Annotated in this window: 19 protein-coding genes; 17 read left to right on the top strand and 2 right to left on the bottom strand. The window is 37.6% G+C overall.

Annotated elements, in window-relative coordinates; all coding sequences use genetic code 11:
• Positions 1 to 38 precede the first annotated feature (38 nt).
• The 12 genes from rlmH (at position 39) to EV579_RS17030 (ending at position 13,106) form a co-directional block, all read left to right on the top strand.
• Positions 39 to 518 (top strand): 23S rRNA (pseudouridine(1915)-N(3))-methyltransferase RlmH, encoded by a 480-nt coding sequence (gene rlmH, locus EV579_RS17085; RefSeq protein ID WP_133744917.1) that lies wholly within the window; start codon positions 39 to 41, stop codon positions 516 to 518.
• Positions 519 to 1,513: 995 nt separating this feature from the next.
• Positions 1,514 to 2,548 (top strand): AAA family ATPase, encoded by a 1,035-nt coding sequence (locus tag EV579_RS17080; RefSeq protein WP_133744916.1) that lies wholly within the window; start codon positions 1,514 to 1,516, stop codon positions 2,546 to 2,548.
• Positions 2,499 to 5,096: a S8 family peptidase gene (locus EV579_RS17075; protein WP_133744915.1), complete on the top strand. Its 2,598-nt coding sequence runs from the start codon at positions 2,499 to 2,501 to the stop codon at positions 5,094 to 5,096. Before EV579_RS17080 ends, EV579_RS17075 begins: the two co-directional genes overlap by 50 nt.
• Before the next feature lie 191 nt (positions 5,097 to 5,287).
• Positions 5,288 to 6,979: an RNA-directed DNA polymerase gene (locus EV579_RS17070; protein ID WP_133744914.1), complete on the top strand. Its 1,692-nt coding sequence runs from the start codon at positions 5,288 to 5,290 to the stop codon at positions 6,977 to 6,979.
• 484 nt (positions 6,980 to 7,463) lie between these two features.
• Entirely contained in the window at positions 7,464 to 7,766 is a 303-nt protein-coding gene (locus EV579_RS17065; RefSeq protein ID WP_039182804.1) for an ArsR/SmtB family transcription factor, read from the top strand.
• Positions 7,767 to 7,903: 137 nt separating this feature from the next.
• Positions 7,904 to 9,070: an MFS transporter gene (locus tag EV579_RS17060; RefSeq protein WP_133744913.1), complete on the top strand. Its 1,167-nt coding sequence runs from the start codon at positions 7,904 to 7,906 to the stop codon at positions 9,068 to 9,070.
• Positions 9,071 to 9,136: 66 nt separating this feature from the next.
• Entirely contained in the window at positions 9,137 to 9,985 is an 849-nt protein-coding gene (locus EV579_RS17055; protein WP_133744912.1) for an MBL fold metallo-hydrolase, read from the top strand.
• Positions 9,986 to 10,084: 99 nt separating this feature from the next.
• Positions 10,085 to 10,675, top strand: a complete 591-nt coding sequence (locus EV579_RS17050; RefSeq protein ID WP_133744911.1) for a Crp/Fnr family transcriptional regulator — start codon at positions 10,085 to 10,087, stop codon at positions 10,673 to 10,675.
• 70 nt (positions 10,676 to 10,745) lie between these two features.
• Positions 10,746 to 11,087 (top strand): darcynin family protein, encoded by a 342-nt coding sequence (locus EV579_RS17045; protein WP_039183409.1) that lies wholly within the window; start codon positions 10,746 to 10,748, stop codon positions 11,085 to 11,087.
• Between the two features lie 105 nt (positions 11,088 to 11,192).
• A complete protein-coding gene (locus EV579_RS17040; RefSeq protein WP_133744910.1) occupies positions 11,193 to 11,699 on the top strand; it encodes an LURP-one-related/scramblase family protein in 507 nt (168 codons plus the stop codon).
• A 15-nt stretch (positions 11,700 to 11,714) separates the two neighbouring features.
• On the top strand, positions 11,715 to 12,221 hold the full coding sequence (locus EV579_RS17035) for a hypothetical protein (RefSeq protein ID WP_044335725.1): 507 nt from the start codon (positions 11,715 to 11,717) through the stop codon (positions 12,219 to 12,221).
• A gap of 9 nt (positions 12,222 to 12,230) precedes the next feature.
• The gene (locus tag EV579_RS17030; protein WP_243837441.1) at positions 12,231 to 13,106 is read left to right on the top strand and encodes a LysR family transcriptional regulator; all 876 of its coding nucleotides are present in this window, start codon (positions 12,231 to 12,233) and stop codon (positions 13,104 to 13,106) included.
• A gap of 39 nt (positions 13,107 to 13,145) precedes the next feature.
• Here the strand turns inward: EV579_RS17030 and EV579_RS17025 are convergent, their stop codons facing one another.
• Positions 13,146 to 14,042, bottom strand: coding sequence for a PhzF family phenazine biosynthesis protein (locus EV579_RS17025; protein WP_133744909.1), 897 nt, complete (start codon positions 14,040 to 14,042; stop codon positions 13,146 to 13,148).
• A gap of 242 nt (positions 14,043 to 14,284) precedes the next feature.
• Here EV579_RS17025 and EV579_RS17020 point away from each other — a divergent pair, with 242 nt between their 5' ends.
• On the top strand, positions 14,285 to 16,468 hold the full coding sequence (locus tag EV579_RS17020; RefSeq protein ID WP_133744908.1) for an Ig-like domain-containing protein: 2,184 nt from the start codon (positions 14,285 to 14,287) through the stop codon (positions 16,466 to 16,468).
• A 133-nt stretch (positions 16,469 to 16,601) separates the two neighbouring features.
• Positions 16,602 to 17,585 (top strand): hypothetical protein, encoded by a 984-nt coding sequence (locus EV579_RS17015; RefSeq protein ID WP_374756290.1) that lies wholly within the window; start codon positions 16,602 to 16,604, stop codon positions 17,583 to 17,585.
• A gap of 49 nt (positions 17,586 to 17,634) precedes the next feature.
• On the opposite strand, the gene EV579_RS17010 is transcribed toward EV579_RS17015, so the two are convergent.
• Complete coding sequence (locus tag EV579_RS17010; RefSeq protein ID WP_095409992.1) at positions 17,635 to 18,345, bottom strand: GntR family transcriptional regulator; 711 nt, start codon at positions 18,343 to 18,345, stop codon at positions 17,635 to 17,637.
• A 155-nt stretch (positions 18,346 to 18,500) separates the two neighbouring features.
• Between EV579_RS17010 and EV579_RS17005 the strand changes: the two genes are divergently transcribed.
• The 3 genes from EV579_RS17005 (at position 18,501) to EV579_RS16995 (ending at position 23,445) form a co-directional block, all read left to right on the top strand.
• Entirely contained in the window at positions 18,501 to 20,399 is a 1,899-nt protein-coding gene (locus EV579_RS17005) for a beta-glucoside-specific PTS transporter subunit IIABC (protein ID WP_133744907.1), read from the top strand.
• Positions 20,400 to 20,409: 10 nt separating this feature from the next.
• Entirely contained in the window at positions 20,410 to 21,849 is a 1,440-nt protein-coding gene (bglA, locus tag EV579_RS17000; RefSeq protein WP_133744906.1) for a 6-phospho-beta-glucosidase BglA, read from the top strand.
• A 360-nt stretch (positions 21,850 to 22,209) separates the two neighbouring features.
• On the top strand, positions 22,210 to 23,445 hold the full coding sequence (locus EV579_RS16995; protein WP_024423994.1) for a TerD family protein: 1,236 nt from the start codon (positions 22,210 to 22,212) through the stop codon (positions 23,443 to 23,445).
• The last annotated feature ends 215 nt before the right edge of the window (positions 23,446 to 23,660 follow it).

The raw sequence follows: 23,660 nt of genomic DNA, 5'->3' as shown, positions 1-23,660 counted from the left end.
CTTATATGAATAACTTGTTCTTAAGGTGGGGATGACCTGTGAATATATCAATTATCACAGTAGGAAAATTAAAAGAGAAATATTTAAAGCAAGGCATAGCCGAATATACAAAACGATTACAGGCTTACGCAAAAATCGAGATTATTGAGCTCGCGGACGAAAAAGCACCCGAGAATCTCAGCGATCAAGACATGAAAATCATCAAAGACAAAGAAGGCGAACGCATCCTAAGCAAAATCAACCCCGACGCCCACGTCATCGCTCTCGCCATCGAAGGAAAAATGAAAACTTCCGAAGAATTAGCCGATACAATAGATAAGCTGGGAACATACGGAAAAAGTAAGGTGTGTTTCGTCATAGGCGGATCTCTCGGACTAAGTGATGCTGTCATGCAGCGTGCGAATGAGAAACTGTCGTTTTCGAAAATGACGTTTCCGCATCAGTTGATGAGATTGGTGTTGGTGGAGCAGATTTATCGGGCGTTTCGGATTGTGCGGGGGGAGCCTTATCATAAATAAGGATAAAATGTTAATGGAAAAGCAAGTTCCTTCCTATACATATCTTCCTTAGATATTTAAAAAGTATGGAGTGGTCAAATGGTAATGCAGTTGATTTGATCCAGCCTATTCAGTGGACACTAGTACTGTCTTGTAATGCTTCATTAGTAAAGACAATCATTAGATTCATTTGTGTATTTTGTCTTCCTTTCTTGAAGATACTCTTTTCTTTAGATAAATCGTTATACGAAGTAAAGGGTAAGGTGTGTTATAGGTTATAAAGATCTATTTCAAAGCCTTGAAAAATCAGTTGATGATTATATAACTGAAGTATTTGACGACTATGAATAAGGCGACGTCGAAGTTTTCTAGGTGCCCGTTTTGGAAAATAACGTTAGATAGCATTAGAAGCAATTTAAGTATTTATGTGGCCCAGTAGCCACCTCTAAAGATACAATTGATTATATTCATTATTCCTGTACAATTATCATTGAAAATAAGAATGAACTAAAGGAAAATGAGTAGCGTTATTTAAATCTACAGTACTGCTTATACGATCATATTCAAACATAGCTAATACAATGGAAGAATCAGGTCATTAAGATCGCAAAATATAATCAATAATGCAAGGTGTAGTATATATTGAGGAAGTGAAGTTATTCCTAAAATTTGATGATTTTACTTTAGTAGTTCCTAAAGGGGATAAAAGAAAATAAGGATGTATTTGACGAAATCATAGAAAATAACGTATGACGAGTAATAATTGATGAGTCTCTAAAAATCATAAATAACAGTAGGTAATTTCTTTATTTTAGATTTAACTAATAAAGGAAAAAAGAATAAGTCAAATTCTATGGAAATTAATTAATAAAAAACGCAGGATTTGACTAAAAAGTTAAAAATTTTTACTAGAGAGTAACTATAATTCTGCCACGGTGTAGAGCGGTTAAAGATGAACTTAATCGGATATTATTTGATTAAGGAACTATCAGTGATTTGAAGAGGAGGTGCAACACATGGCACGAGCGGATCTTATTTTAAAATTGGTAGAAGCAGGCTCGTTGGGAAATATGAAGCTTTTTAACAAAACTGTAGAAGCTATAATTGCTGAGGAAAGAAGCAAAAATCATAACGTGTTAGCCAATAGGCTTGCTGAAACATTAAGAAATAAACCAAATAATTTAAGAAATGATTTAAAAAGTACCGTAAATATAAATCAGGGCAAACTCTTTTATGAGACAAATCCAGAAATTAGATTGAATGATCTAATCTTAACACCAAATCTTTCTGAATCATGTAATGAATTAGTAGAAGAGCACTTTAGAAGTGACCTTTTAAGATCCTACAATTTAGAACCAAGACACAGAGTTCTTTTAGCTGGCCCTCCTGGAAATGGAAAAACATCACTAGCAGAGGGGATTGCTAGTGAACTTATGTTACCTCTTATTTCTGTTCGGTATGAAGGGATAATAGATAGTTATCTAGGTGAAACATCGAATAAGTTAAATGATTTATTTGAGTATGTTAGGACTAGAAGGTGCGTACTGTTCTTTGATGAATTTGATACAATTGGAAAAGAACGGGGAGATTCCCAGGAAACTGGAGAGATAAAACGTGTGGTAAGCTCATTATTATTACAAATTGATCGACTTCCAAGCCATGTTATTGTAATAGCAGCAACTAATCATCCAGAATTACTAGATAGAGCTGTTTGGAGAAGGTTTCAAATTAAATTGGAGCTAAATTATCCAACAAGGAAACAGATAAATGATTGGTTAGACAAATTTGAATTAGAATTTGGAACCCCTTTGGAATACACAAGAAAAACTTTATTAAGTAACCTCTCTGGAATGAGTTTTTCAAATCTAAATGATTTTGGATTAGATATAAGAAGGAAATACGTACTTTCTCTACCAAGTAACAATATGAAAAAAATAGTAAAGGATACTCTTAACAAAGTAAGAAAACAATACGTACATTCAGATCTGAGAGGTGAAAATAATGACGACGGAAAAACCATTATTGATGCTTTCGACTCCGACTACAGTTGATAGAGCCCGTAGACATGGGGGCGGAGGCAATGTCCATTATCCAACGCGTAATAAACAGGTTAATCGAATAGCACCTAAGTTCCAGCGTCTTGATAATGCTATTAATCGACAAAGGGCTTCTGTAAAAGATAATATATCAGGAATCACTCCAGAACATGCTTTAGTTTTTGAAACTGTTGGTACAATTGAGAACTTTATAAAGGCTGTTAAAAAAATTGAAGGATTAGAATGGTTGGTAGAATTAGAGGAATACATAATTCCTGACGAAGATTTTTTTGAAGAAAAAGATGGAGAGAGAGTAGAGGAGAAGCAGTTAAATGGCCGAGTATTCCTTATGATGTCAGATCAGAAGGCTATAAATGAATTAAAATCACTTTGGAATAGATATCAAAACAGTGAGGATTTTCCGAGGGGTTATGCTAAATTTAGGGATCTTTTTTCAAAATTAAAAGACTTAAGACTCTGGGATGTAAGTGATCGTTTTTATAACACTGGACTATTAGAAGACTGGGAAGAGAGGAAGAAAGAAGGTCAAGAAAATATCAAATTTGAAATTGAACTTTGGTTTAGAAATGATCAGGAGAAACGACAAGAAGCTTCAACAATAATTAAAAAGCTAATAACTGAGGCAGATGGACACGTATTAAATGAAAGTGTAATAGAAGAAATTGCATACCATGCAATGTTAATTGAAACCCCAATTGGAATTTTTAATGATTTAAACAATAATTCAGATGTGATGTTAATTAAAGCTGATTCGATAATGTATTTCCGACCAGTTGGACAATCTTTAGTTGTAGTTCCTGAGGAAACTGAAGATATATTTGAATCAGAAAAATCAGAGAAATATGAACAAATTCCATTAAATAAAGAACCAGTTGTTGCTTTATTTGACGGATTACCATTACAAAATCATGAATTATTACGAGAAAGGTTAATTATTGATGATCCGGATAACTATGAATCTTTTTATCAGGCAAATGAAAGAGTTCATGGAACTTCAATGGCCTCTTTGATAGTCCATGGTGAGTTGGATGCAAATGAATTAACACTACCTCGTGTAATATATGTCAGACCCATCATGAGGCCTAATCCACGAGACTGGATGAATAAGTCAGAATGTATACCAGAAGATGTTTTGCTAGTAGATTTAATACATAGAGCTGTGAAGAGAATCTTCGAAGGAGATGGTACAGATCCTCCGGTCGCTCCAAGTGTAAAGGTCATAAATATTTCAATTGGAGATCTCTCACGCCCTTTTGACTTGCAAATGAGTCCTTGGGCCAGGTTATTAGATTTTTTGTCTCAAAAATATAATGTCCTATTTTTAATAAGTACAGGAAATTATACAAATAGTATCTCACTAGATATCCCTAGGGACGACCTTCTAACTATGAAGGATGATCCATTGATTGAAAGAAAAGTTCTGGAGAATATTTCAAATAACATCCTAGATCGTCGAATACTATCACCTTCAGAATCTATGAATTCTTTATGTATAGGAGCTAGTCATGAAGACCTTTCTAAAATAGAAAATTTAGGTAGTAGATATGATTTAATAAAACATTCATTATTAGTTAGTCCAATAAGTAGAGTTGGATTAGGTTATAGAAACTCAATTAAACCGGATTTATTATTTTCAGGAGGTAGACAACTTTATTTGGAAAATATAATGGGGGATAATGGGAAAGCTATGTTGGATATCATAAACTCACCAATACCTCCAGGTCATAGAGTAGCTTACCCCGGCAAGCAAGGAAAACTAACTGAAACAATTTTTACAAGAGGAACAAGCAACGCTACCGCTTTAGCAACACGCTTTTCAGCTCAAATCTATGAAATGTTAGTAAATTTAAGAAGTAATGTTGATAATGCACAAATTCTTTCAGATGAATATACTACTATAATGATTAAATCATTATTAGTTCATGGAGCAAGTTGGCAACAAGCTTACTCATTATTTGAAGAAACATTAAGAAAACCAAATAATAGAACTTTTAAGGACAAACAGGTTCCAAGGTATTTAGGTTATGGCTTTGTTGATAGATCTAGGGTTTTAAACTGTACTGATCAACGAATAACATTGTTAGGGTTTAGTAAAATAAAACAAGAATATGGTCAAATTTTCGAAGTTCCATTACCTCCAAGCTTAAGTAGTAAGAAAATCAAGAGAAGACTTACCATTACGATGTCATGGTTTACACCAATTAACGCTAACAATCAAAAGTACCGACAGGCACAACTTTGGTTCAATCCTCCTGGTGATGAGCTTCAAGTGAATAGACTTGAAGCCGATTGGCAAGCAGTACAAAGAGGAACTGTTCAACATGAAATATTAGAGGGTGATACAGCTGCACCATTCTTGGAGGAAGATACTCTAAAAATAAAGGTAAATTGTAGAGAAGATGCAGGTGGATTAGGTGATATAGAAATTCCTTATGCAATAGTGGTAACAATAGAGGTAGCTGAAAGTTTAGATATTCCTATATATAATGAAATCAGAGACCGATTACGTTCAATAGTAAACGTTCAAACACAAACTCGTTAGCTTTTCTTTAAAACAATATTATTAAAAAGGGTTGAGCGACAAAACGTTACTCAACCCTATTAGTTTACCCTATTCAATGTTACGGAGGGCCTGATCATAAGTGAACATCTTTTAAAGCTCCAAAGAAAAAAATGAAATTTGGGTTTGAGGATATAAAAAATAAATAATTATATCAATAAAGGAGTAGAAAATTGATTAAGCTAATTTCATTGAATTTACTTAATTATGGGATGTATTTTTCTATGGAATATCTGTTAAAGTATGGATATTTTGATTTTAAATATAACCCAAACCTATACAGTGAGGATTATATCCTGTCAAATATGGTTTTTAAGAAGGTATTTAATACTAACGATATCGAAGAGAAATACGTATCTCTGAAGGAGAAAGTAAATTTCAATTCGCGTAAAGAAACAGTACCTGTTGAAATATCAATCTATAAAAATGAACATGAGAGAAGAATTTTAAAATTACCCAATATTTATTCTTATATTTGTCTTTGTGAGCATCTTAATTATAACCGAGATAAATATATGGATATTTTAGGTGGAAGCATCAAGTCATTATCTAGTGAATTTTATAGCACCTCATTTCTAAAAAATAAGATTAGACGTGACTATAACCGAATAGGAAAGCGTAAATTATTTAAAACAGATGTTCAAAATTTTTATCCTAGTCTGTATACTCATTCAATTCCCTGGATTTTAGTGGGCAAAACAGAAGCAAAGAAGCAGAAGCGAAATAAAAATTTATATTACAATGCACTTGATACTTTAATTCAAAGGTGTCAGATAGGTGAGACTCATGGTCTCCCGACAGGAAGTTTTGCTACAAGACTGATTGCGGAGATCTACATGTGTAAACTCGACGAAAAATTAAGTGAATATGATTATGTTAGATATGTTGATGATTTTGAGTTTCCATTTAATGAGGATAGTGAGAAGGATTCTTTCTATAAAGATCTTAATAAGGAACTAACTGAGCTGAACTTGAAATTAAAAGTTGAAAAAAATCAAACAGAAACTTTTCCTTTTCAAGAGCATGGTAACAATTCGGCCTTTTTTTTCGATTATTTTTATAATGTTGATGGAATTAAGACTCAACAGAAAAGGATTTATAATTTTATTGAAGAGTGTATTTTTAAAGAAAGAAATGGGTATAAGGGTTCTCTTAAATTGATGTTCCAAGCGTTAAAAAATAGTATCAGCAAAGATAAATTGAATAGCACATCTTTTACAGTTCCTATGCTAAATAAGCTGTTTAACCTAGTCTTAATGCAACCTCACTTAACTGTTTATTATTTGGAGTTTTTAGATGTCCTAAACAAATTTGGAGAAGTGAGTGTTGGTATAAATGGTCTAAAAAAAGAAATTCAAAAAAATATAAGAAGATATATAGATTTAGGTTATAATCAAGAGCTATATTCACTGTTTAGTATTTTTTATTACTTAGATATATTGACTGTATGTCCAATAGAACTATTATTAGAAACCATATTATATATGGATGATTTAAGTTCCACTTTAGCTTTTGAAATTATAGTACAAGATGAAAATAATATAAATGATGATTTGTTTAAAATGTTAGAATCTAAACTTGAAAACTCAACTTCATGGTTAGAAGAGCATTGGTTCTTTAAATATCATGTTATTAACAGAATAAATCTAGATAAAAGGAAAAAAATCCATTTAAGATATAAAGATTATTTATATAGAGAGTATGCTGAAGGATTACCACAAACTTTATTCTTTAATGCAGATAAATTGAGAAAAGTTCAATCTCCTTTAAATTGTGCATGGCAACATGAAAATAGTGATCAGGATATTAAAATATTTTTTAAAGAATTATTAATGAATAAAGTAAGTTTTGTTAATATTCGTTAATAACATGCGCGCTTAATATAAATTTTATAAAAGTGACGGCCTATTTCTCGCCTTTTATTAGTATTTTTGAGTCATTATCACTTATATTGCCATTATAACTTGAGTGTTTGATGAGCAATGAGCAATTTCTAATTTAAATGTAGTTCTAGAGATCTTCCAACATAAAATAATATTTTAAGAACGTTGATAGAGGTTGGTCTCCACCAAGGTTTTTTAATAACCTCATTTAAAGGCATCACGTTGAACCTTATCATAAGTTAATGAGGGGGTGAGAAGGCTAAATTTAGCTGTACAAGCAGCAAAAAAGTACTCTAATCCTTTTACACCAAACATTTCCATTGCACCAGGATAGAAGATATAACCACCCCGCATAAAAAACGCGATTAAGCCTAAAGCGGCGGGAATGACCTAGTAAAATAGAAAGTTTTAAGGATCTCCAACAACACATGTTGACATATCGTTATTTATCGATATAATGATTTGTATGGAGCCAATAGAAGTTTTCAAAGCCTTATCCAATGAATCCAGATTGCAAATTTTACAATGGCTAAAGGAACCTGATCGTCATTTTACACCCCATGAAGGGATTGATATGAATACTACAGGGGTATGTGTTAGTCAAATAACAGATAAATTGAAAATGACGCAATCAACAGCATCTCAATATCTTTCAATTTTACTACGAGCTGGATTAATTACGACAGAGCGTATAGGTAAATACACGTATTATAAAAGAGATGAAAATGCCATAAAACAAATTGCTGAGATTCTAGAAAAAAATATTTAATAAATGAACTGAATTCATACATCAGAATTCAGTTTCATTTATTAAATACAAATCGACTTATCGTAATATGTTTTTTTGTCCATACATATTAACAATTCTAGATATGTGAATTCGTTATATATAAGGAGTGATCTACATTGTCAAACACTGTAAAGATTTACATTTTAGCTATTGTCAGTTTTTTAGTTGGTACATCAGAGTATATCATCTCTGGTATTTTGGATAATATTTCTGAATCATTAGGGATTACGATAGCTGCAGCCGGCCAGTTAATTACGATTTTTTCTCTTGTGTATGCCATCTTCACCCCAGTATTAATGGCTTTAACATCGGGAATGAATAAACGCAAGTTAATGTTATTTTCACTTAGCGTTTTTATTCTAGGTAATATTCTTGCATTCGTCCTCCCTGGGTATCAATTATTTATTGTGTCAAGAATTATTATGGCTCTTGGAGCGGGGATGGTCGTAGTTACTGCATTAACAATTGCTGAAAAAATTGCACCAAAAGGTAAGCAAGGTACCGCTATTGCTACAGTAGTAATGGGCTTTACAGCATCATTGATCATTGGAGTCCCACTTGGCAGAATGACTAGTGATTTCTTTGGTTGGAAGGCTGTATTTGGAGGAATAGCCTTACTCGGATTATTAGCTATGGTGATAATTTCTCTTACGATTCCAAAAATCCAAGGGGATAGACCTGTACCATTAATTCAACAACTCGCTCTTTTTAAAAAACCAAAAGTAGTGTTGGGATTAGCCATCACCTTTTTCTGGCTTGGTGGTTATTCAATTGCCTATACCTATTTATCCCCTTACCTTTTAAATATATCAGGTGTAAGCAGCAAATTGCTGAGTGGAGTTCTCCTCGTATTCGGGATTGCTAGTCTAGTTGGGTCAAAGTTTGGTGGATTTAGTACCGATCGATGGGGTGTGAATTTTACTCTGATTAGTGGAATGACATTACATGTCATCATGCTCATATTGCTCTCACTAGTTACGCATTCTTATGTTGGAGTATTGCTCATTTTAATATTATGGTCATTTGCTGCATGGTCTTCTGGCCCGACTCAACAATATCACTTAGCTACAATGGAGCCAGAGTCATCAGGTATACTATTAGGTCTCAATCAGTCAATGATGCAATTGGCGATGGCTGCAGGTGCAGCTATTGGAGGTATCTTTGTAGAGAGGGTTTCTCTATCTTCTGTTACTTGGGCAGGTGCTTTAGGCGTTGCAATCGCGATCATTGTCACAATATTGGCTTCGCGTGCTACTTCGAGTAATGAAATTCGATATACTTAAACAGTAGAACGATGGGAAAAAACGTGATTCAATTTAAAAAATAATGACAGAAAGTAGGAAGCACCTTTGCACTCAATTAAAAAAATAGGTCAGAGTTTTTGGTACATCACACCAGTAGCACTCACCGACCGCCCCATCCTAGGCATGGTCGTAGGCAATAACAAAACATTAATGATCGATGCCGGTAATTCAGAAGATCATGCGAACTATTTCATCCAAAAAACCTTAGAACACGAGAACGCCTCGCCGGATATGGTTGTCCTCACGCATTGGCATTGGGATCATATTTTTGGTCTGCCAGCGTTGTCTGATACGGTTTCAATTGCTTCTGCAAAGACAAGAAAGGAAATGGAGAAGCTTGTTCCGTTTTCGTGGTCAGATGAGGTGATTGATGAGCGGGTGAGGGAAGGAACGGAGATTGAGTTCTGCGCGAAGGCCATTAAGGAAGAATATCAGAGTCATCGAGATATTCAGGTGGTTTTACCGGATGTCACATTTGACCGTCGGGTGGAAATTGATCTTGGCGGGGTCACTTGCATTGTGCAGCATGTTGGAGGCGATCATGCGGCTGATTCAGTGATCGTGTATGTGAAAGAAGAGAAAATCCTGTTTCTTGGTGATTGCATTTATCCGAAAATGTATGCTGAGAGAGTACATTATACAGTGAAAGAAATATTGCGTCTTTTAGATGAGTTAGAAGCTTTTGATGCTGATACGTATATTCCTTCACACCAAAGACCGTGGACAAAAAAGGAGTTTCGTCAGGAAACAGACAAACTTCGGATGATAGCGAAATTCACTGATCAATGTGGTGGAGATAAGCAGAAAATCACGAAAGAATATCAACATTACGTGAACAGAGAACTGAAAGAAGAGGAATTAGAAACCATTGCTTACTTTGTAAATGGGTATTAAATAAACACTACGTATTGTGACAGACTTATTTTTAGCATTGATCATAAAAACACTCCCCAAGTAGGCTTGAGTTTTCCTTATTAGGAGGTAAAAAAACAGATGGACAAAATAACTGATCCATACGACACTTTCAAAACCAAAATATCCAAATATCCAATCGAACAAAATCATTGGCAAGCCTTCAAAGATGGAACAACGATTAAACAATTAAAAGCGGGTACATGCATGATCAAGGCTGGCGATCCAGTGAAGCATGCTTATTTTTGCATAACGGGGCTTTTCCGTCTCTTCTATTTGTTACCGGATGGAAGGGAGTACAACGTGGCTTTTACGTTGGAAGATGATTTTGCTACTTCTTATGCAAGTATGATCAACGGGCAGCCTTCTCCTTATTCGATTGAAGCGATGGAGGATTCTATTGTGATTGAAATTCCGTATGATCTGCTTCAAATGTTGATGGACAGAAGTCATATGTGGGAGCGGTTTGTTCGGGTTAGTGTAGAAAGGCTGTATACAAGAAAGGAAGAGCGTGAGAGGGAACTGCTATATTTGCCCGCAATTGAGCGATATCAGGCGTTTTTATTGAAATATCCCGGGTTACATCAACGTATCGCTCAATATCATATTGCCTCATATATCGGTATTTCTCCGGTTTCGCTGAGCAGGCTGCTCCATACTGCTGAACATTAACTTATGTTAATGCACATTCTCTAGATCTGACGTACAATCATCACATCATAGAAGAGTCGGGGGTATGATGATGAAGTATATGATGGTTGTTTTATTAGAGTTCTATCCATCTTGGCTTGCTTTGCCACGAGAGGAGCGAAGAACCCATGCGGCTTCGCTGCAAGAGTTGATGCAGAAATATGAGGAACATGTGACGGTGCGCTTTTTTGATGCTGAAGCTCTTCCAGGTAAAGATTACACAGATTTTGTGATGTGTGAAACGGAAGACCTGAAGTTCTATCATTTTATGTGGGAAGAGATTAGAGATTCTATTCCTTACACAAGTGGTTATGTCAAAATTAAAGAAGTCATCATGGGAATGGAAAATGCTTTTCAAACATATGAAAAAGAATCTCTGAAAATGGATCAGTAATCGAAAACCACCTGATAGCAGGTGGTTTTTTGTACATTCTATTTTTTGGTATAATCAGAGGTAATGTAAGAACGGATAAATTTTTGAACTGAATCGGAGGTACATATGAAACAGCTTTACATGAAGCAGAAAGTATTTAGTCTGAGCGGCAGGTTTACGGTAAAGGATCAGCGGGAGAATGATGTATATGTGGTCGAAGGCAGCTTTATGAAGATGCCGAAGACGTTTACCATTTTGAATACAGAACGAGATGAAATCGCTGTGATTACGAAGAAAATGTTTACCTTTTTACCGAAGTTTTTAGTAGAAGTTGATGGTCAAGAGGTATTGACGATTAAAAAAGAGTTTACGTTCTTTAAAGCAAAATATTCAATTGATGCTGCTGGGATCGAAGTGCAAGGTAACTGGTGGGATATGAATTTCCAGGTGCTCCAGAACGGCGAAGTGATTGGTCAGGTGAAGAAGGAATGGTTTACTTGGGGTGACAGCTATAAGGTTGATATTTTGAAAGAAGAAATGGAGCCTGTGATGATTGCGCTCGTTGTTGCGATTGATTGTGTGAAAGCTGATGAAGCAGCGTCTAGGTCTTCGTCGTCGGCGACGACGAATTAATTGGAGGTTTAAAAATTGGACAACCTCACTCGCATCATAAGATTAAGAGATGCAGAATTATGGGAGTATGAATTTCTCGATAAAAAAGAAATCATTATTTATTTCTCCATTACAGATTTAAATAGAAAAGCAACGACCCATGATAACCCGCTAGCTACCCGAGAAGAATTAGATGAAAGAGATAATTATATTTCAATTGATGTCCATAGTAATCTGGATCTCAAAAAAACGCTTGAAGAAGATACATTTGATGATTTTATCACCACAATCTCATCTTTAGTAGAGCATATGCACGATTTTCACAATGCTCATGTTTTTACTAATATGCACGTTCATGAAAAAATGGACTTAACGGATTTTCAGTTGGAGAAAGATGAAGATTTGCATGGTGATGAAAAAGAACAGCTCTATACATTTAAACGTTTATGGGTTCAGCAGGCATGTTTTCAAATGATAGAACAACATTTAAATCGAAAAATCAAAGAAATATCTAAAAGTAAATTTTGCCAGGATCTAATATGAGCTTGCGAGGTGAGCACACTGATCACATTCCAATACAAAGTATTTCTAACAGTTGTCGAATGCGGCAGTTTTACAAAAGCCGGGGAGAAGCTTGGGCTGACGCAGTCTGGGGTGAGTCATAATATTGCGAAGCTTGAGTCGGAATTAGGGGTTGTGCTGCTTCGGCGGAATCGAAACGGTTTGTCGTTAACGGACGCAGGTGAGCGGATGATGCCGCATATTCGGCAAATCATGCATCATGAGGCATTGCTTGAGCAGGAGGCGGCGCTGATTCAAGGGATGGAAGTAGGGAGTATCAAGATTGGGACATTCCCTAGTTTTTCTTCAAATGTCCTTCCGCGCCTCATTCATCGTTTTACGCAAAGCTATCCGCATATTAAGCTGGAGTTATATGAAGGTGGTTATGAGGAGATTGAGGAATGGATTGCTTCAGGCACGGTTGATGTTGGATTTTTAACGCAGTCATCGAGGGAATTCGAGACCATTCCACTTTTTCAGGATGAGTTGGTGGTGCTCATACAAGAGAATCATCGCTTTCATACAAAGAAAGTAATTGAAGTTGACTCGTTACATGATGAAGCCTTTATCATGCCGAAAGCGGGCTGTGACATACTCGTTAAGAAGCTGTTAAAAGAAAGAGGCGGCGTGAAGCCTCATGTTCTGTTTGAAATTGAAGACAACAATACGCTCATTTCTATGGTGCAAGAAGGGCTTGGGGTCACGATCATTCCCAAATTAGTGTTGCCGCCGCACATACCTCATACGAAAGTCATTCCACTGGAGACGAGCGTCTTTCGTGAGGTCAACTTGGCGCTCAAATCATTCAAAACAGCTTCCCCATCGGCCAAGAGGTGGATCGAAACGGTCAAAAATCATTTTAAATAGAATCAGCTTGAACAGGAAGTCCCCATTCAAGCTGATGTTTTATAAAGTCAACACGCCGCGGATCGTGATGACAGCTGCGCCTGCCACTTTGATCACCGGCTCTGATTTATTTGGAATGACTGTGATACGAAGCAAGCCAGGTCTGCCGATGGCATCCCCTTGGGCAATGTTCAGGTGAGTGATTTCTTGCTGAGAAATGATACCCTCCAAATAAAGATATCCAGCCAATGCTCCGTTTGCTGCCCCTGTCACAGGATCTTCGGGTATACCAATCCCAGGTGCAAAATCCCTCGTATAAAGATCGCATTCTTTTGAGGGGTGAAACGTATAAAGGTGGGTTGTCGAGATGCCATGATCTTTATTCATTCTAGCTAAAGCCGCTAAGTTTGGTGCCGCTTGATCAATGTCCTGTTGGTCCTTCATCGGAACAAGAAGATGCCAGTTACCGGTGTTTGCTAATTTGATAGGATAGGAAGGATCAAGGCGGTCACTGCTCACACCAAGCATGTCACTAAGCTCTTCTAAATCGATGACAAAATCCCGCGTCTTCGGTGTCACCTGCGTCATTTCCACATTAACGACTTTGCCGTTTTCTTCATTCCATACAACAGGAACATTGCCGATCTTTGTTTCTAATACAACCCCTGATCTCTCTTTAGCCAGTCCTAGCTCCGTAGCCAGAAGCCAAGTCAATCCAACAGTCGCATGCCCGCAGAAATTGACCTCTTCCGTCGGGGTGAAGTATTTGACACGATAATCGGCTTCCTGATCATGGGCAGGCAGCAAGAAGACCGATTCCGGTAAATTCAACTCCTTGGCGATGCTCTGCATGTCATCTTCTGTTAAAAATTCACCATCCAACACCACCCCAGCGGCATTTCCTCCAAATTTCTCAGTTGTAAACGCATCGACATGATACACTCTAATATCTCTCATCTGACGAACCCTCCTATACACTCTTGTTACGTTAATCATAAGTTTGTTTGATGCATTCGTAAAATGAATCTTTTTGATAGTTTAAATCGGAAGTGTTCACGTAAGAAAGGAGGGTTCACTGTACCTATTAAATTGGTATTTTGATAAGTCTTTAGTCATGTTATTAACTCTTGTATCTATACTAGATGAAATGTATAATATTTGTATATAAAAACATTAATAGGAAAAGTGAGGATATATTTATGAAAATGGTCCTGAAATTAGTAGCTTCTATTCTATGTGTGATGATGTTGAGTTTTCATATACAAGAAAGTGTGAGTGCCACAGAGGGTGGAACGAAAACAACGGTTGATCGTTATCAATATGGTGATAATTATCTGACAGGTAAAACAGCGCCAAACGCAATCGTTGCATTCGCAGATTGGGGTGTTCCGAGTAACTGGAAATCTAAATATATGCACTACGCAAAAGCAGATAGTGACGGAAACTTTAAGTTGTTTTCTTGGAACTTTAGTTCAGGCCAAACGTTTGAGTTAGATACATATGACCAAAATGGAACAATGCTTTCTTCAAACAAAGTGTATGTTTTCAAGGAATCTTTTAGCTCATTAGATCCGATATATGATACTTCTCAGGAGTTAACTGGGAAAACTGTGAAGAACACAAAAGTAGAGATCATGAAAGATGGCAAAGTAATTGCCTCAGGCACATTCAATGATGCCATTCATTTAAAGCTGCCTCCCCTAAATGCAGGTACATTTCTAACAGTGAAAATGACGACTGGCAGCAATATCGACGTTTACAAAAAAATTGTGAATCCTAAGAAAATCTCACTTATTCCTACGACAAAATGGTCTAAATCAGTGAAAGGCCAAACAGGAATTCCTTATGCAAAGATCGTCTTTAAAAATCAAAAATCAAGTGACATCATTCAATCGATGACTGCAGATGGTGATGGCAACTTTGAATTGAGTTTAGACAAAGACACAATAAAATCATTAAATCAAAGTAAATTTCAAGTGTTGGAACCTTCTTATGATAATGCTTTGTATGAGACCACTTTCCAACTGAGATCAACCGCTCCAACTATTGATCCATTTACTCAGCTTTCAACTTCAGTGGGCGGAACTGCAACTCCTAAAAGTATGATCAATATTTTAGATGGAGAGGGAAGAGTCATTGGGGAAGGTCAGACAGACTCTAATGGCGTCTATAATGTTCCTGTTTCAAAGTTAATCGGTGGTGACTTAGTAACAGTCAAGTCGTTCATGGCTGATAATCCGAGTGAAACGGATCAATCTCAGGAAGATGTACAGAAAGTTTTTGTGGAAGAAATCGATGATTCAAGTGATACCATTAATGGCATGAGTACGTTTGGCGATCAAGCTATTGTAGAGGTGCAATCAGATTCAGCGAATAACACAATAAAAGCAATGTCGAAACTCAGCACGAGCACAACGAAAAAGAAATTTGGACCATTTAACATTACGCCGGGCAAAGATTTTAAATTGAAAACGGGGAAATTACAACAAGGGTCTAAAGTAACAATCACGTTGCAAAGTGGAAAGAGAAAGGTTTCCCTCCCAGCTTTCACCGTCAAAAAAGTCGTCACATCTCCACTTGCAGCATCCCAAGTGAAGGTGACGAACAACAAAGGGAAAAATGATACAGTGACGATAAAAGGAATCAAAAAGCAATCAGTCATCAAAATATTTAAACAAGCCTCTGGCGGTAAAGCGATTGCCCAGCAGACTGCTTCAAGTTCGAACATGGCAATTTCCATCAAACAATTGGGCCAAACAAGTGGAACGCTTTATATCAGTATGAAAGAGCCTGGTTTAAAAGAAGGAAATCGAGTACCAATTCGTTATCAGGGTGAAAAGTCAGACGTTTTAAAAGCCAGCCAAGTCAAAATCAATAATCTTAAAAATAAAAATGACATCATTACAGTGAGTAAATTGAAGAAAAAAGATGTGATTAAAGTCTACTCAGCAGGCGGGAAATTACTAACCACATCAAAACCTGCTACCAGCTCGTCCATCAAATTGTACGTTAAACAAGTTGGAACTAAGAGCGGTAAAGTGTATGTCACACGCAATAGCGATAAGATGCTGGAAAGCGGAAAGCAAGCTATTTCTTTTAAAGGTGAGCCGTCTGCTTCGTTAAAAAGCAACCAAATCAACATCGTGAACAATAAAAAGAAAAAAGACGTGGTCACGGTCAGTAAACTAACAAATCAAGATGTTGTTAAAATCTATCATTCTTCAGGAAAGCTCATTGGGAAGTCAACAGCTACTAAAGGCAAAGTTGTAAAAGTCACTTTCAAACAACTAGGCGCTAAGGGAGGAAAACTATACTTCACCGTCACTGGGAAAGGCATGTCGGAAAGCAGTAAAACGGTAAAGGCGTTTAAAGCTGAAAAGTAGAGTTCAATCTTACAATTTTAAGGAAAATCGTCATTCATTTCTAGGATGACGATTTTATTTTTAATAGCCAAACGATTTAAATTTCAATGATTGGAGAGTGTTTATATTGAAAAAAGTACAGTGTTTTATCCTAATGGCTGTCATCCTTTGCAGCAGTATGTGGTCCGCGACTGTTCAGGCACAATCCGGATATTTCAACACGTATACAACGTATTCTACAATGTCAGGTTCTGGGTTCTATACTTCTATGCAAGGGATGGCTGTAGATCGTAATAATAATATGATTTATGCTGCAAAAATAAATACGTCAAATCACTTGACGCAATTGTACGCCATTAAAATGAACGGCTCGTCAAGCAATAGAACTGTGAAGCTCCTTAAAAACTCTGACACCAACAGTACTAGCAATGACTTAGGACATGCCAATGACTTAGCTGTGAAAGCTCAAAAAGGTGATGATCAAGTTAGCTTATATGTAGCTCCTATGACCGATGGTGTAAAGTATGTAAAAAAGATAGTGAAGTTAAGTGTGAACACGAAGAAAAATACGTGCAAAGTGGCTAAATCCTATGTCCTTCCATACCAAGGGGCGAATTTATCAATTAGCGGTATCACATATTCTGTTGGAGCGGACAAGTTTATTGTAAGGTCTGGCAATCGCTTTTTTATTGGGAATTTTAATGACCAAAAAGGACAATTTGAATATGAGGCAACGTTTACATTAAATTATACGAAAGCGATTGTAAATCAATCAGTGGTGGATGTTTCTAAGTACATTCTTCAAGGTATTTCTTTCTACCAAGGAACATTATATGTACCATTATCTAAGCCAGACTCCAATGGCGGAGCTTCTAATGTGAGTGTCATTCTCACATACCCGTTAAATATCAATCAAATGCTGAAAGAGCAAAAGGACACACCTGCAAAAGATTTTTCAAAAGAGTTGTTTACTAGAAAAGACCTTTCATTCCGAATTACGAGCAGTGCATTTACTCTTTTTGAAATAGAAGCTGTTGATTTCGATGACGGAACGTTATATTTTAATACAAATCGCGGGAAGAACGGCACACAAGAAGATATGATCGCAACGTTCAATGATTATAACTATTACAAGTGATAGGATATTTTCAAAAGCCCCTCAGCTTATGAGGGGCTTTTTCCATCCATCACCCATAATAATTATTCGCTTGAATAAAAAATTGGGATTGCATGTAGTTATATGTGATTTTCGAAAAGTCGAAGGGCTGGCCGTTTGTGAGATGAAAGACCGTCTCGACGCGGAGGGCGGGATCGTCTTGTTTGAGGCCGAGGTGCGTCGCTTCGGTTTCATTCAATTTGCCTACTTGTAAGTACATATCGGAAAAACCGACTTTGAGCCCCAAACCTTCACTGACGAATTTAAAAACAGAGTCGGCAGCAATTTCTGTGTTGAGATAAGGAATGATCGTTTTTCGGTAATAGGATTCTTCTAAACATAAGGTTTGTCCATTGATGTAACGAATTCGTTTTAGATAAAAAACATCTTCATCTTGTTCAATGTTCAAATTAAGTGCAGCTTCTTCGGACGGCTTGATGGTGTCTAGCATTAAAACCTCTGATGTCAGTTGAAATTCCTCTAAATCTTTTTTAAACCCTTGGTTGGATAAAAGGCTGATGTAGCCCTTACGGCGGTGTCTTCGAACAAAGATGCCGCTGCCCCTCACTTGATAGATAATTCCTTTTTTTTCGAGTAATTCTAACGATTTGATAATGGTACTTTTGCTCACAGCAAATTGGCTCATGAGTGTTTCGAGTACAGGGAGCTTATCCCCTTGCTGAAGCTCATGGGTGACAATATATTTTTCAATATCGCTCGCAATTTGTTGATACTTTAACATGGCCATTCCTCTTTGTTTTCACGATTTATTGTTCTTGTATTATAGCACATACCAAATTTCCTTTGATATGCAAATTGAAATTATATATGTATTGATAAATTGTACCGGTATAATTATAATGTACATATACTAGCAGTGATAAAGGGGGGGTTTATATGTCAAAAGTGAGGGATTATCAAAAGCTTGCAGAAGACATCTTAGAGGCAGTTGGCGGAGAAGAAAATGTGGTGAGTGCTGCAAGATGCGCCACGCGGCTGCGTTTGGTTCTGAAACGTTCGAATCCAAAGGCAAAGGAAGCAGTTAATGCAATGCCTGGCGTCATTACCGTGGTGGAAAACGGCGGTCAATTTCAGGTCGTCATCGGTCAGCATGTTGGTGAGGTATATGAGCATTTTTCCAGCCTTGTTCAGCTGCAGCCGTCTGATGACGATCAGCCAAATGAAAACAAGGGAACGGTGCTGAACCGTGTCATCGCGACCATGTCTGCCGTGTTTGCGCCATTTGTGTATATTTTGGCAGCAGCAGGTATTTTACAAGGTGCACTTATCCTCATTAATTTATTATTTCCAAGCTTCTCGAAAACGGGAACGTATGAAGTCTTTAGCTTTATTTCATGGGCGCCGTTTACGTTCTTGCCTATCTTTATCGCCATCACAGCAGCCAAGCATTTTAAAACGAATATGTATATCGCCGTAGCGTGTACAGCAGCGCTTGTCAGTCCAACTTGGACGGAGATTGCTGGACGGGTGGCATCAGGGGAAGGCGTTACTTTTTTAGGCATAGCGTTATCTGAAACGGTTTATACGTCCTCTGTTTTGCCGCCGCTATTCTTGGTATGGATTCTTTCATATGTTGAGAGATTTTTAAACAAACGCATTCACGAGGTAGTCAAACCGTTATTTGTCCCATTTATCTGTATGGTTGTCATGGTTCCGTTAACGATTCTATTAATTGGTCCACTTTCGACAGCCGGTGCAAATGGGATTGCAAACGGATACAATTTCTTAGCAGAACATGTCCCAGCTTTAGCAGGCGCCATTATCGGAGGTTTCTGGCAAGTGCTTGTCATTTTCGGTGTTCACTGGGGCATCACACCAATGGTGCTCGCCAACTTTGAACAATATGGACGTGACTCCTTCCAGGCATATCAAACCATCGCTGTTATCGCTCAAGTCGGCGCAGTGTTAGGGGTTATTTTAAAAGCAAGAAACCGCGAAACACGAAAAGTCGGGGTTTCAGCGGGAATCACGGGTCTCTTTGGAATTACTGAGCCTGCGATTTATGGGGTTACCCTGCGTTTCAAAAAACCATTTATTTTCGGATGTATATCTGGAGCGATCGGGGCCATTGCTGCCAGCTTCTTTACGCCTTATTACTTTGCGTATGCAGGTTTGCCTGGTCCACTGACGATTGTAAACGGAATTAGTTCAGATTATCCAACATCGATCATCGGCATATTGATTGGTGTCGCAATTGCGCTGATCTTACCAGTTGTGCTCATTCAAATGTTTGGTTATGGGGAAGATACAGTGGAACAGACAGTCGGTGGAACGTCTGATAAAGATCAAGTTGGAGAAAAAATGAATGCTTCGATGAACAATGAAGAAATTATTCCTGCACCGCTTGCAGGGAAAGTGATCTCGTTATCTGATGTGCCGGATGCTGTATTTAGCTCGGGGGCGATGGGTAAAGGGTTTGCGATTGAACCGACAGACAACAAGCTGTATGCACCGTTTGACGGCAGTGTCGTCATGCTTGCGCCGACAAAGCATGCGATTGGACTGCGTTCAGAATTCGGGGTGGAGTTACTAGTTCATGTAGGAATTGATACGGTTTCCCTAGATGGCTCAGCATTTACTCTGCATATCGAAGAAGGCAGCAAGGTGAAGAAGGGTGACTTGTTGATGACATTTGATCAAGAAGCCATTGAAAGCAAAGGATTAAAAACAATCACACCCGTCATCATCACCAATACACAAGCGTACGAAGATGTGATTGTAGAAGAACAATCGACATGTCAGCCAACGGATGTCATGATCACTATTGTAAAATAGGAGGAAAAAAATAATGACTTTACCAAAAGATTTTCTATGGGGCGGCGCATTAGCTGCGCATCAATTTGAAGGTGGATGGAATGAAGCAGGAAAAGGTCCAAGTGTTGTAGATGTGATGACAGCAGGTGCTCATGGAGTACCGAGACAAATAACTGAAACGATAGAAGAAGATAAATTTTATCCGAATCATGAAGCGATCGATTTCTATCATCGTTATAAGGAAGATATCGCGATGTTTGCCGAAATGGGTTTAAAATGCTTACGTACATCGATCGGCTGGAGCCGGATTTTCCCTAAGGGAGATGAAGCGGAACCGAATGAAGCAGGTTTACAGTTCTATGATGATGTTTTTGATGAACTGCTCAAGCATGGCATCGAGCCTGTAATTACGCTGTCTCACTTTGAGATGCCGCTCCATTTAGCAAGAGAGTACGGCGGGTTCCGCAGCCGAAAAGTCGCTGAGTATTTCGCGAAATTCGCAGAAGTATGCTTCAATCGATACAAAGACAAGGTCACATACTGGATGACGTTTAATGAAATCAATAACAAAATGGATGTCAACAACCCACTATTCCTTTGGACAAATTCAGGGGTATCAGTCAAAGAAGGCGAAAATGCCAAAGAAGTCATGTATCAAGCAGGACACCATGAATTACTTGCAAGTGCATGGGCAGTAGCCAAAGGAAAAGAGATCAATCCTGCTTTCCAAATTGGAGCGATGGTTTCTCACGTGCCAATCTATCCGTATTCCTCAAATCCAGAGGATGTCATGCTCGCAGAGGAATATATGAGACAGCGCTATTTCTTCCCAGATGTACAGGTGCGCGGCTACTATCCGAGCTATGCATTAAAAGAATTCGAACGCGAAGGCTATCACATTCCATTTGAAAAAGGCGATGAAGAAAGCTTAAGAAAAGGGAAAGTGGATTATCTAGGCTTTAGCTACTACATGTCGACAACGGTTAAAAGTGATACGGTGTCTGATCACAACGGAGACATTGTCAACGGAGCCCTGCCGCATGGTGTAGATAACCCTTATATCAAATCAAGTGACTGGGGCTGGTCCATTGACCCGACAGGCTTAAGATATACATTGAATCGTTTTTACGATCGCTATCAAATCCCGTTATTCATCGTAGAGAATGGATTTGGTGCAATAGATCAAGTGGAAGAAGACGGTTCTATTCACGATCCAGAAAGAATTCAATATCTCGCTTCTCATATCGAAGCACTAAAAAAAGCAATTGAATACGACGGTGTCGACCTTATTGGCTACACACCTTGGGGTATCATTGATATCGTGTCATTCACAACAGGCGAAATGAAAAAACGCTACGGCATGATCTACGTTGACCGCGACAACGAAGGAAACGGCTCAATGAAGCGCCTTAAAAAAGATTCGTTTACTTGGTATCAAAACGTCATCGCAACGAATGGTGAAGAAGTGTAATAAAGGAAAATAGAAGCCCGGACGAGCGTTCGGGTTTTTCATTGTTTAAGTTTTATTAATGCCTGAATACAAAGAAAAAAGAGAGTAATAGCGACAAAATAGTTCATTGGATTGTGGAATATCTTAATGTTCAAGGATATTTGAAGAAGAATCCAAAAGCCGAATATCACCATAACAGCAGGAATGATTTTTTTATACATAATAATTCTCCTTTCGAGAGTAGTTTGTTTTTAATTGGCATTGTCTCATATCATTGCAGAGATTGAAATGAGATAAAGATATTCATAGGTTCTATTATATAATTTGGTATAATTGATCTATAAAAGCGATAAATGGTAGATGAAGAATAGGAGTGTTGAAATGAATCAAACTCTGCAAATGGGTGCCAATACCGTACTAAACTCTCCAAAGGGACAAGTATCCATCAGTTATGAAGTATCATATGCAATTGATATTTCTTTAACAGCGTTTCTCTTAACAGATTCAGATCTAGTTCAAGGAGATAATGGCATTATTTTTTACAATCAGCCGGAGAGTGCCACGGGTGTCGCGACACTTTTACCAGCAGAGATATCAGGTCAGTTGAAAAGGCATCAATTGAATTTTGATATGAGCAAAGTGCCTGCAGGAATCACAAAGGTGGCGATTACACTAACAGAGGATCAAGGAATTGGTTTTTCTCAAGTGAAGAATCTGCAAGCAGAAATTCGAACAGGTGATGAGGTGCTATACCTAACACCAGTAAACTTTACAAATGAAAAAGGGATTGTCGTAGTAGAGCTATATATCAGAAATAGTGAAACGAAAGCACGATCCATCTGGCGTGGCTTCAATTCTGGATTGGAAGGGCTATGCAAGCTTTATGGGGTGGAGGTTGAACCTGATGAACAAGATGTTTCTTCACCTCCTCAAATGGCTTCTGAAAAACAAATTGATGAGCCTGCTCCAATAAAGACAGCCGCTAAAGAGAAAGTGGCTGCACCTATCAGCTTAGAGAAAGTTCAAGGTAAAATTAGTCTAGACAAAGGTCATAAACCGATCATCATTGAAAAAACGCCTGAGATAACAGCTACAGTATCCTGGGAGTCTGGAACCGATTATGATATTTATGCATTGGTCTATACGAAGTCAGGAAAACAAATAGATGTGGCCATGTTTGGTGCAAAAGGTGTTCCTGCTCTTAAAAGTTTCGGAAACGGAGCTGTAGAGCATATGGGAGATGTCGGTAGAGACTGTGAATCTATGAAAACAGAAGTCATTAAATTACGGTTAAATGACGATATCCTTGCTGTCGTTCCAGTTGTTTATTCTGCTCAATCAAACGGGACAGGTTCTTTTTATAGATATAGAGTATCTATGAGCATCGACAATCATCAAGGAACTTCTGTGACGATTCATTCCAAACATGCGAATGATAATGATCGGATTTATTCTTGTGTGCCGGGTATGCTTCAAAATACAAATGATGGTGTGATCATCCGTCCGCTAGAGCTTTACAGCAAACCAAATTCCGAGCGCAGACCTAAATTAAAAATGAAGTCATCTAATGAAATTGATGTTTTGATGGATAAAGGACCGATCAATGATTATAAATAAAATGAATGTATGGCTGGACAAAACAAAGTGCATTGTCTAGCTTATTTTATTTGATCGTTGAATAGAGAGTCTATTCCATTTTTTATGTCATTTAGCCTATTTTTCCGTTTTAATGGTCACGGTAAAATAGACTTTATGATCAATAATGGAGGGAGTGACTTCTTCTGGGCAAGATACTTGATGCAAAAGCACTAACCAGTGCCATGGACACAAGG

This window comes from Bacillus sp. BK450 (assembly GCF_004364885.1).
Classification (GTDB): Bacteria; Bacillota; Bacilli; order Bacillales; family Bacillaceae; genus Bacillus; species Bacillus safensis.
The sequence above is the reverse complement of the archived record's forward strand: the minus strand, read 5'-3'. Positions and strand labels throughout refer to the sequence as shown.

Bases quoted from the DNA above. Each gene is read 5' to 3' on its own strand.
- EV579_RS17005 (WP_133744907.1), top strand. From the start codon at position 18,501: ATGTCAAAAGTGAGGGATTATCAAAAGCTTGCAGAAGACATCTTAGAG.
- EV579_RS17015 (WP_374756290.1), top strand. From the start codon at position 16,602: ATGGCTGTCATCCTTTGCAGCAGTATGTGGTCCGCGACTGTTCAGGCA.
- EV579_RS17075 (WP_133744915.1), top strand. From the start codon at position 2,499: ATGACGACGGAAAAACCATTATTGATGCTTTCGACTCCGACTACAGTT.
- EV579_RS17025 (WP_133744909.1), bottom strand. From the start codon at position 14,042: ATGAGAGATATTAGAGTGTATCATGTCGATGCGTTTACAACTGAGAAA.
- EV579_RS17020 (WP_133744908.1), top strand. From the start codon at position 14,285: ATGAAAATGGTCCTGAAATTAGTAGCTTCTATTCTATGTGTGATGATG.
- EV579_RS17040 (WP_133744910.1), top strand. From the start codon at position 11,193: ATGAAACAGCTTTACATGAAGCAGAAAGTATTTAGTCTGAGCGGCAGG.
- EV579_RS17080 (WP_133744916.1), top strand. From the start codon at position 1,514: ATGGCACGAGCGGATCTTATTTTAAAATTGGTAGAAGCAGGCTCGTTG.
- EV579_RS17045 (WP_039183409.1), top strand. From the start codon at position 10,746: ATGAAGTATATGATGGTTGTTTTATTAGAGTTCTATCCATCTTGGCTT.
- EV579_RS16995 (WP_024423994.1), top strand. From the start codon at position 22,210: ATGAATCAAACTCTGCAAATGGGTGCCAATACCGTACTAAACTCTCCA.
- EV579_RS17050 (WP_133744911.1), top strand. From the start codon at position 10,085: ATGGACAAAATAACTGATCCATACGACACTTTCAAAACCAAAATATCC.
- EV579_RS17065 (WP_039182804.1), top strand. From the start codon at position 7,464: ATGGAGCCAATAGAAGTTTTCAAAGCCTTATCCAATGAATCCAGATTG.
- EV579_RS17010 (WP_095409992.1), bottom strand. From the start codon at position 18,345: ATGTTAAAGTATCAACAAATTGCGAGCGATATTGAAAAATATATTGTC.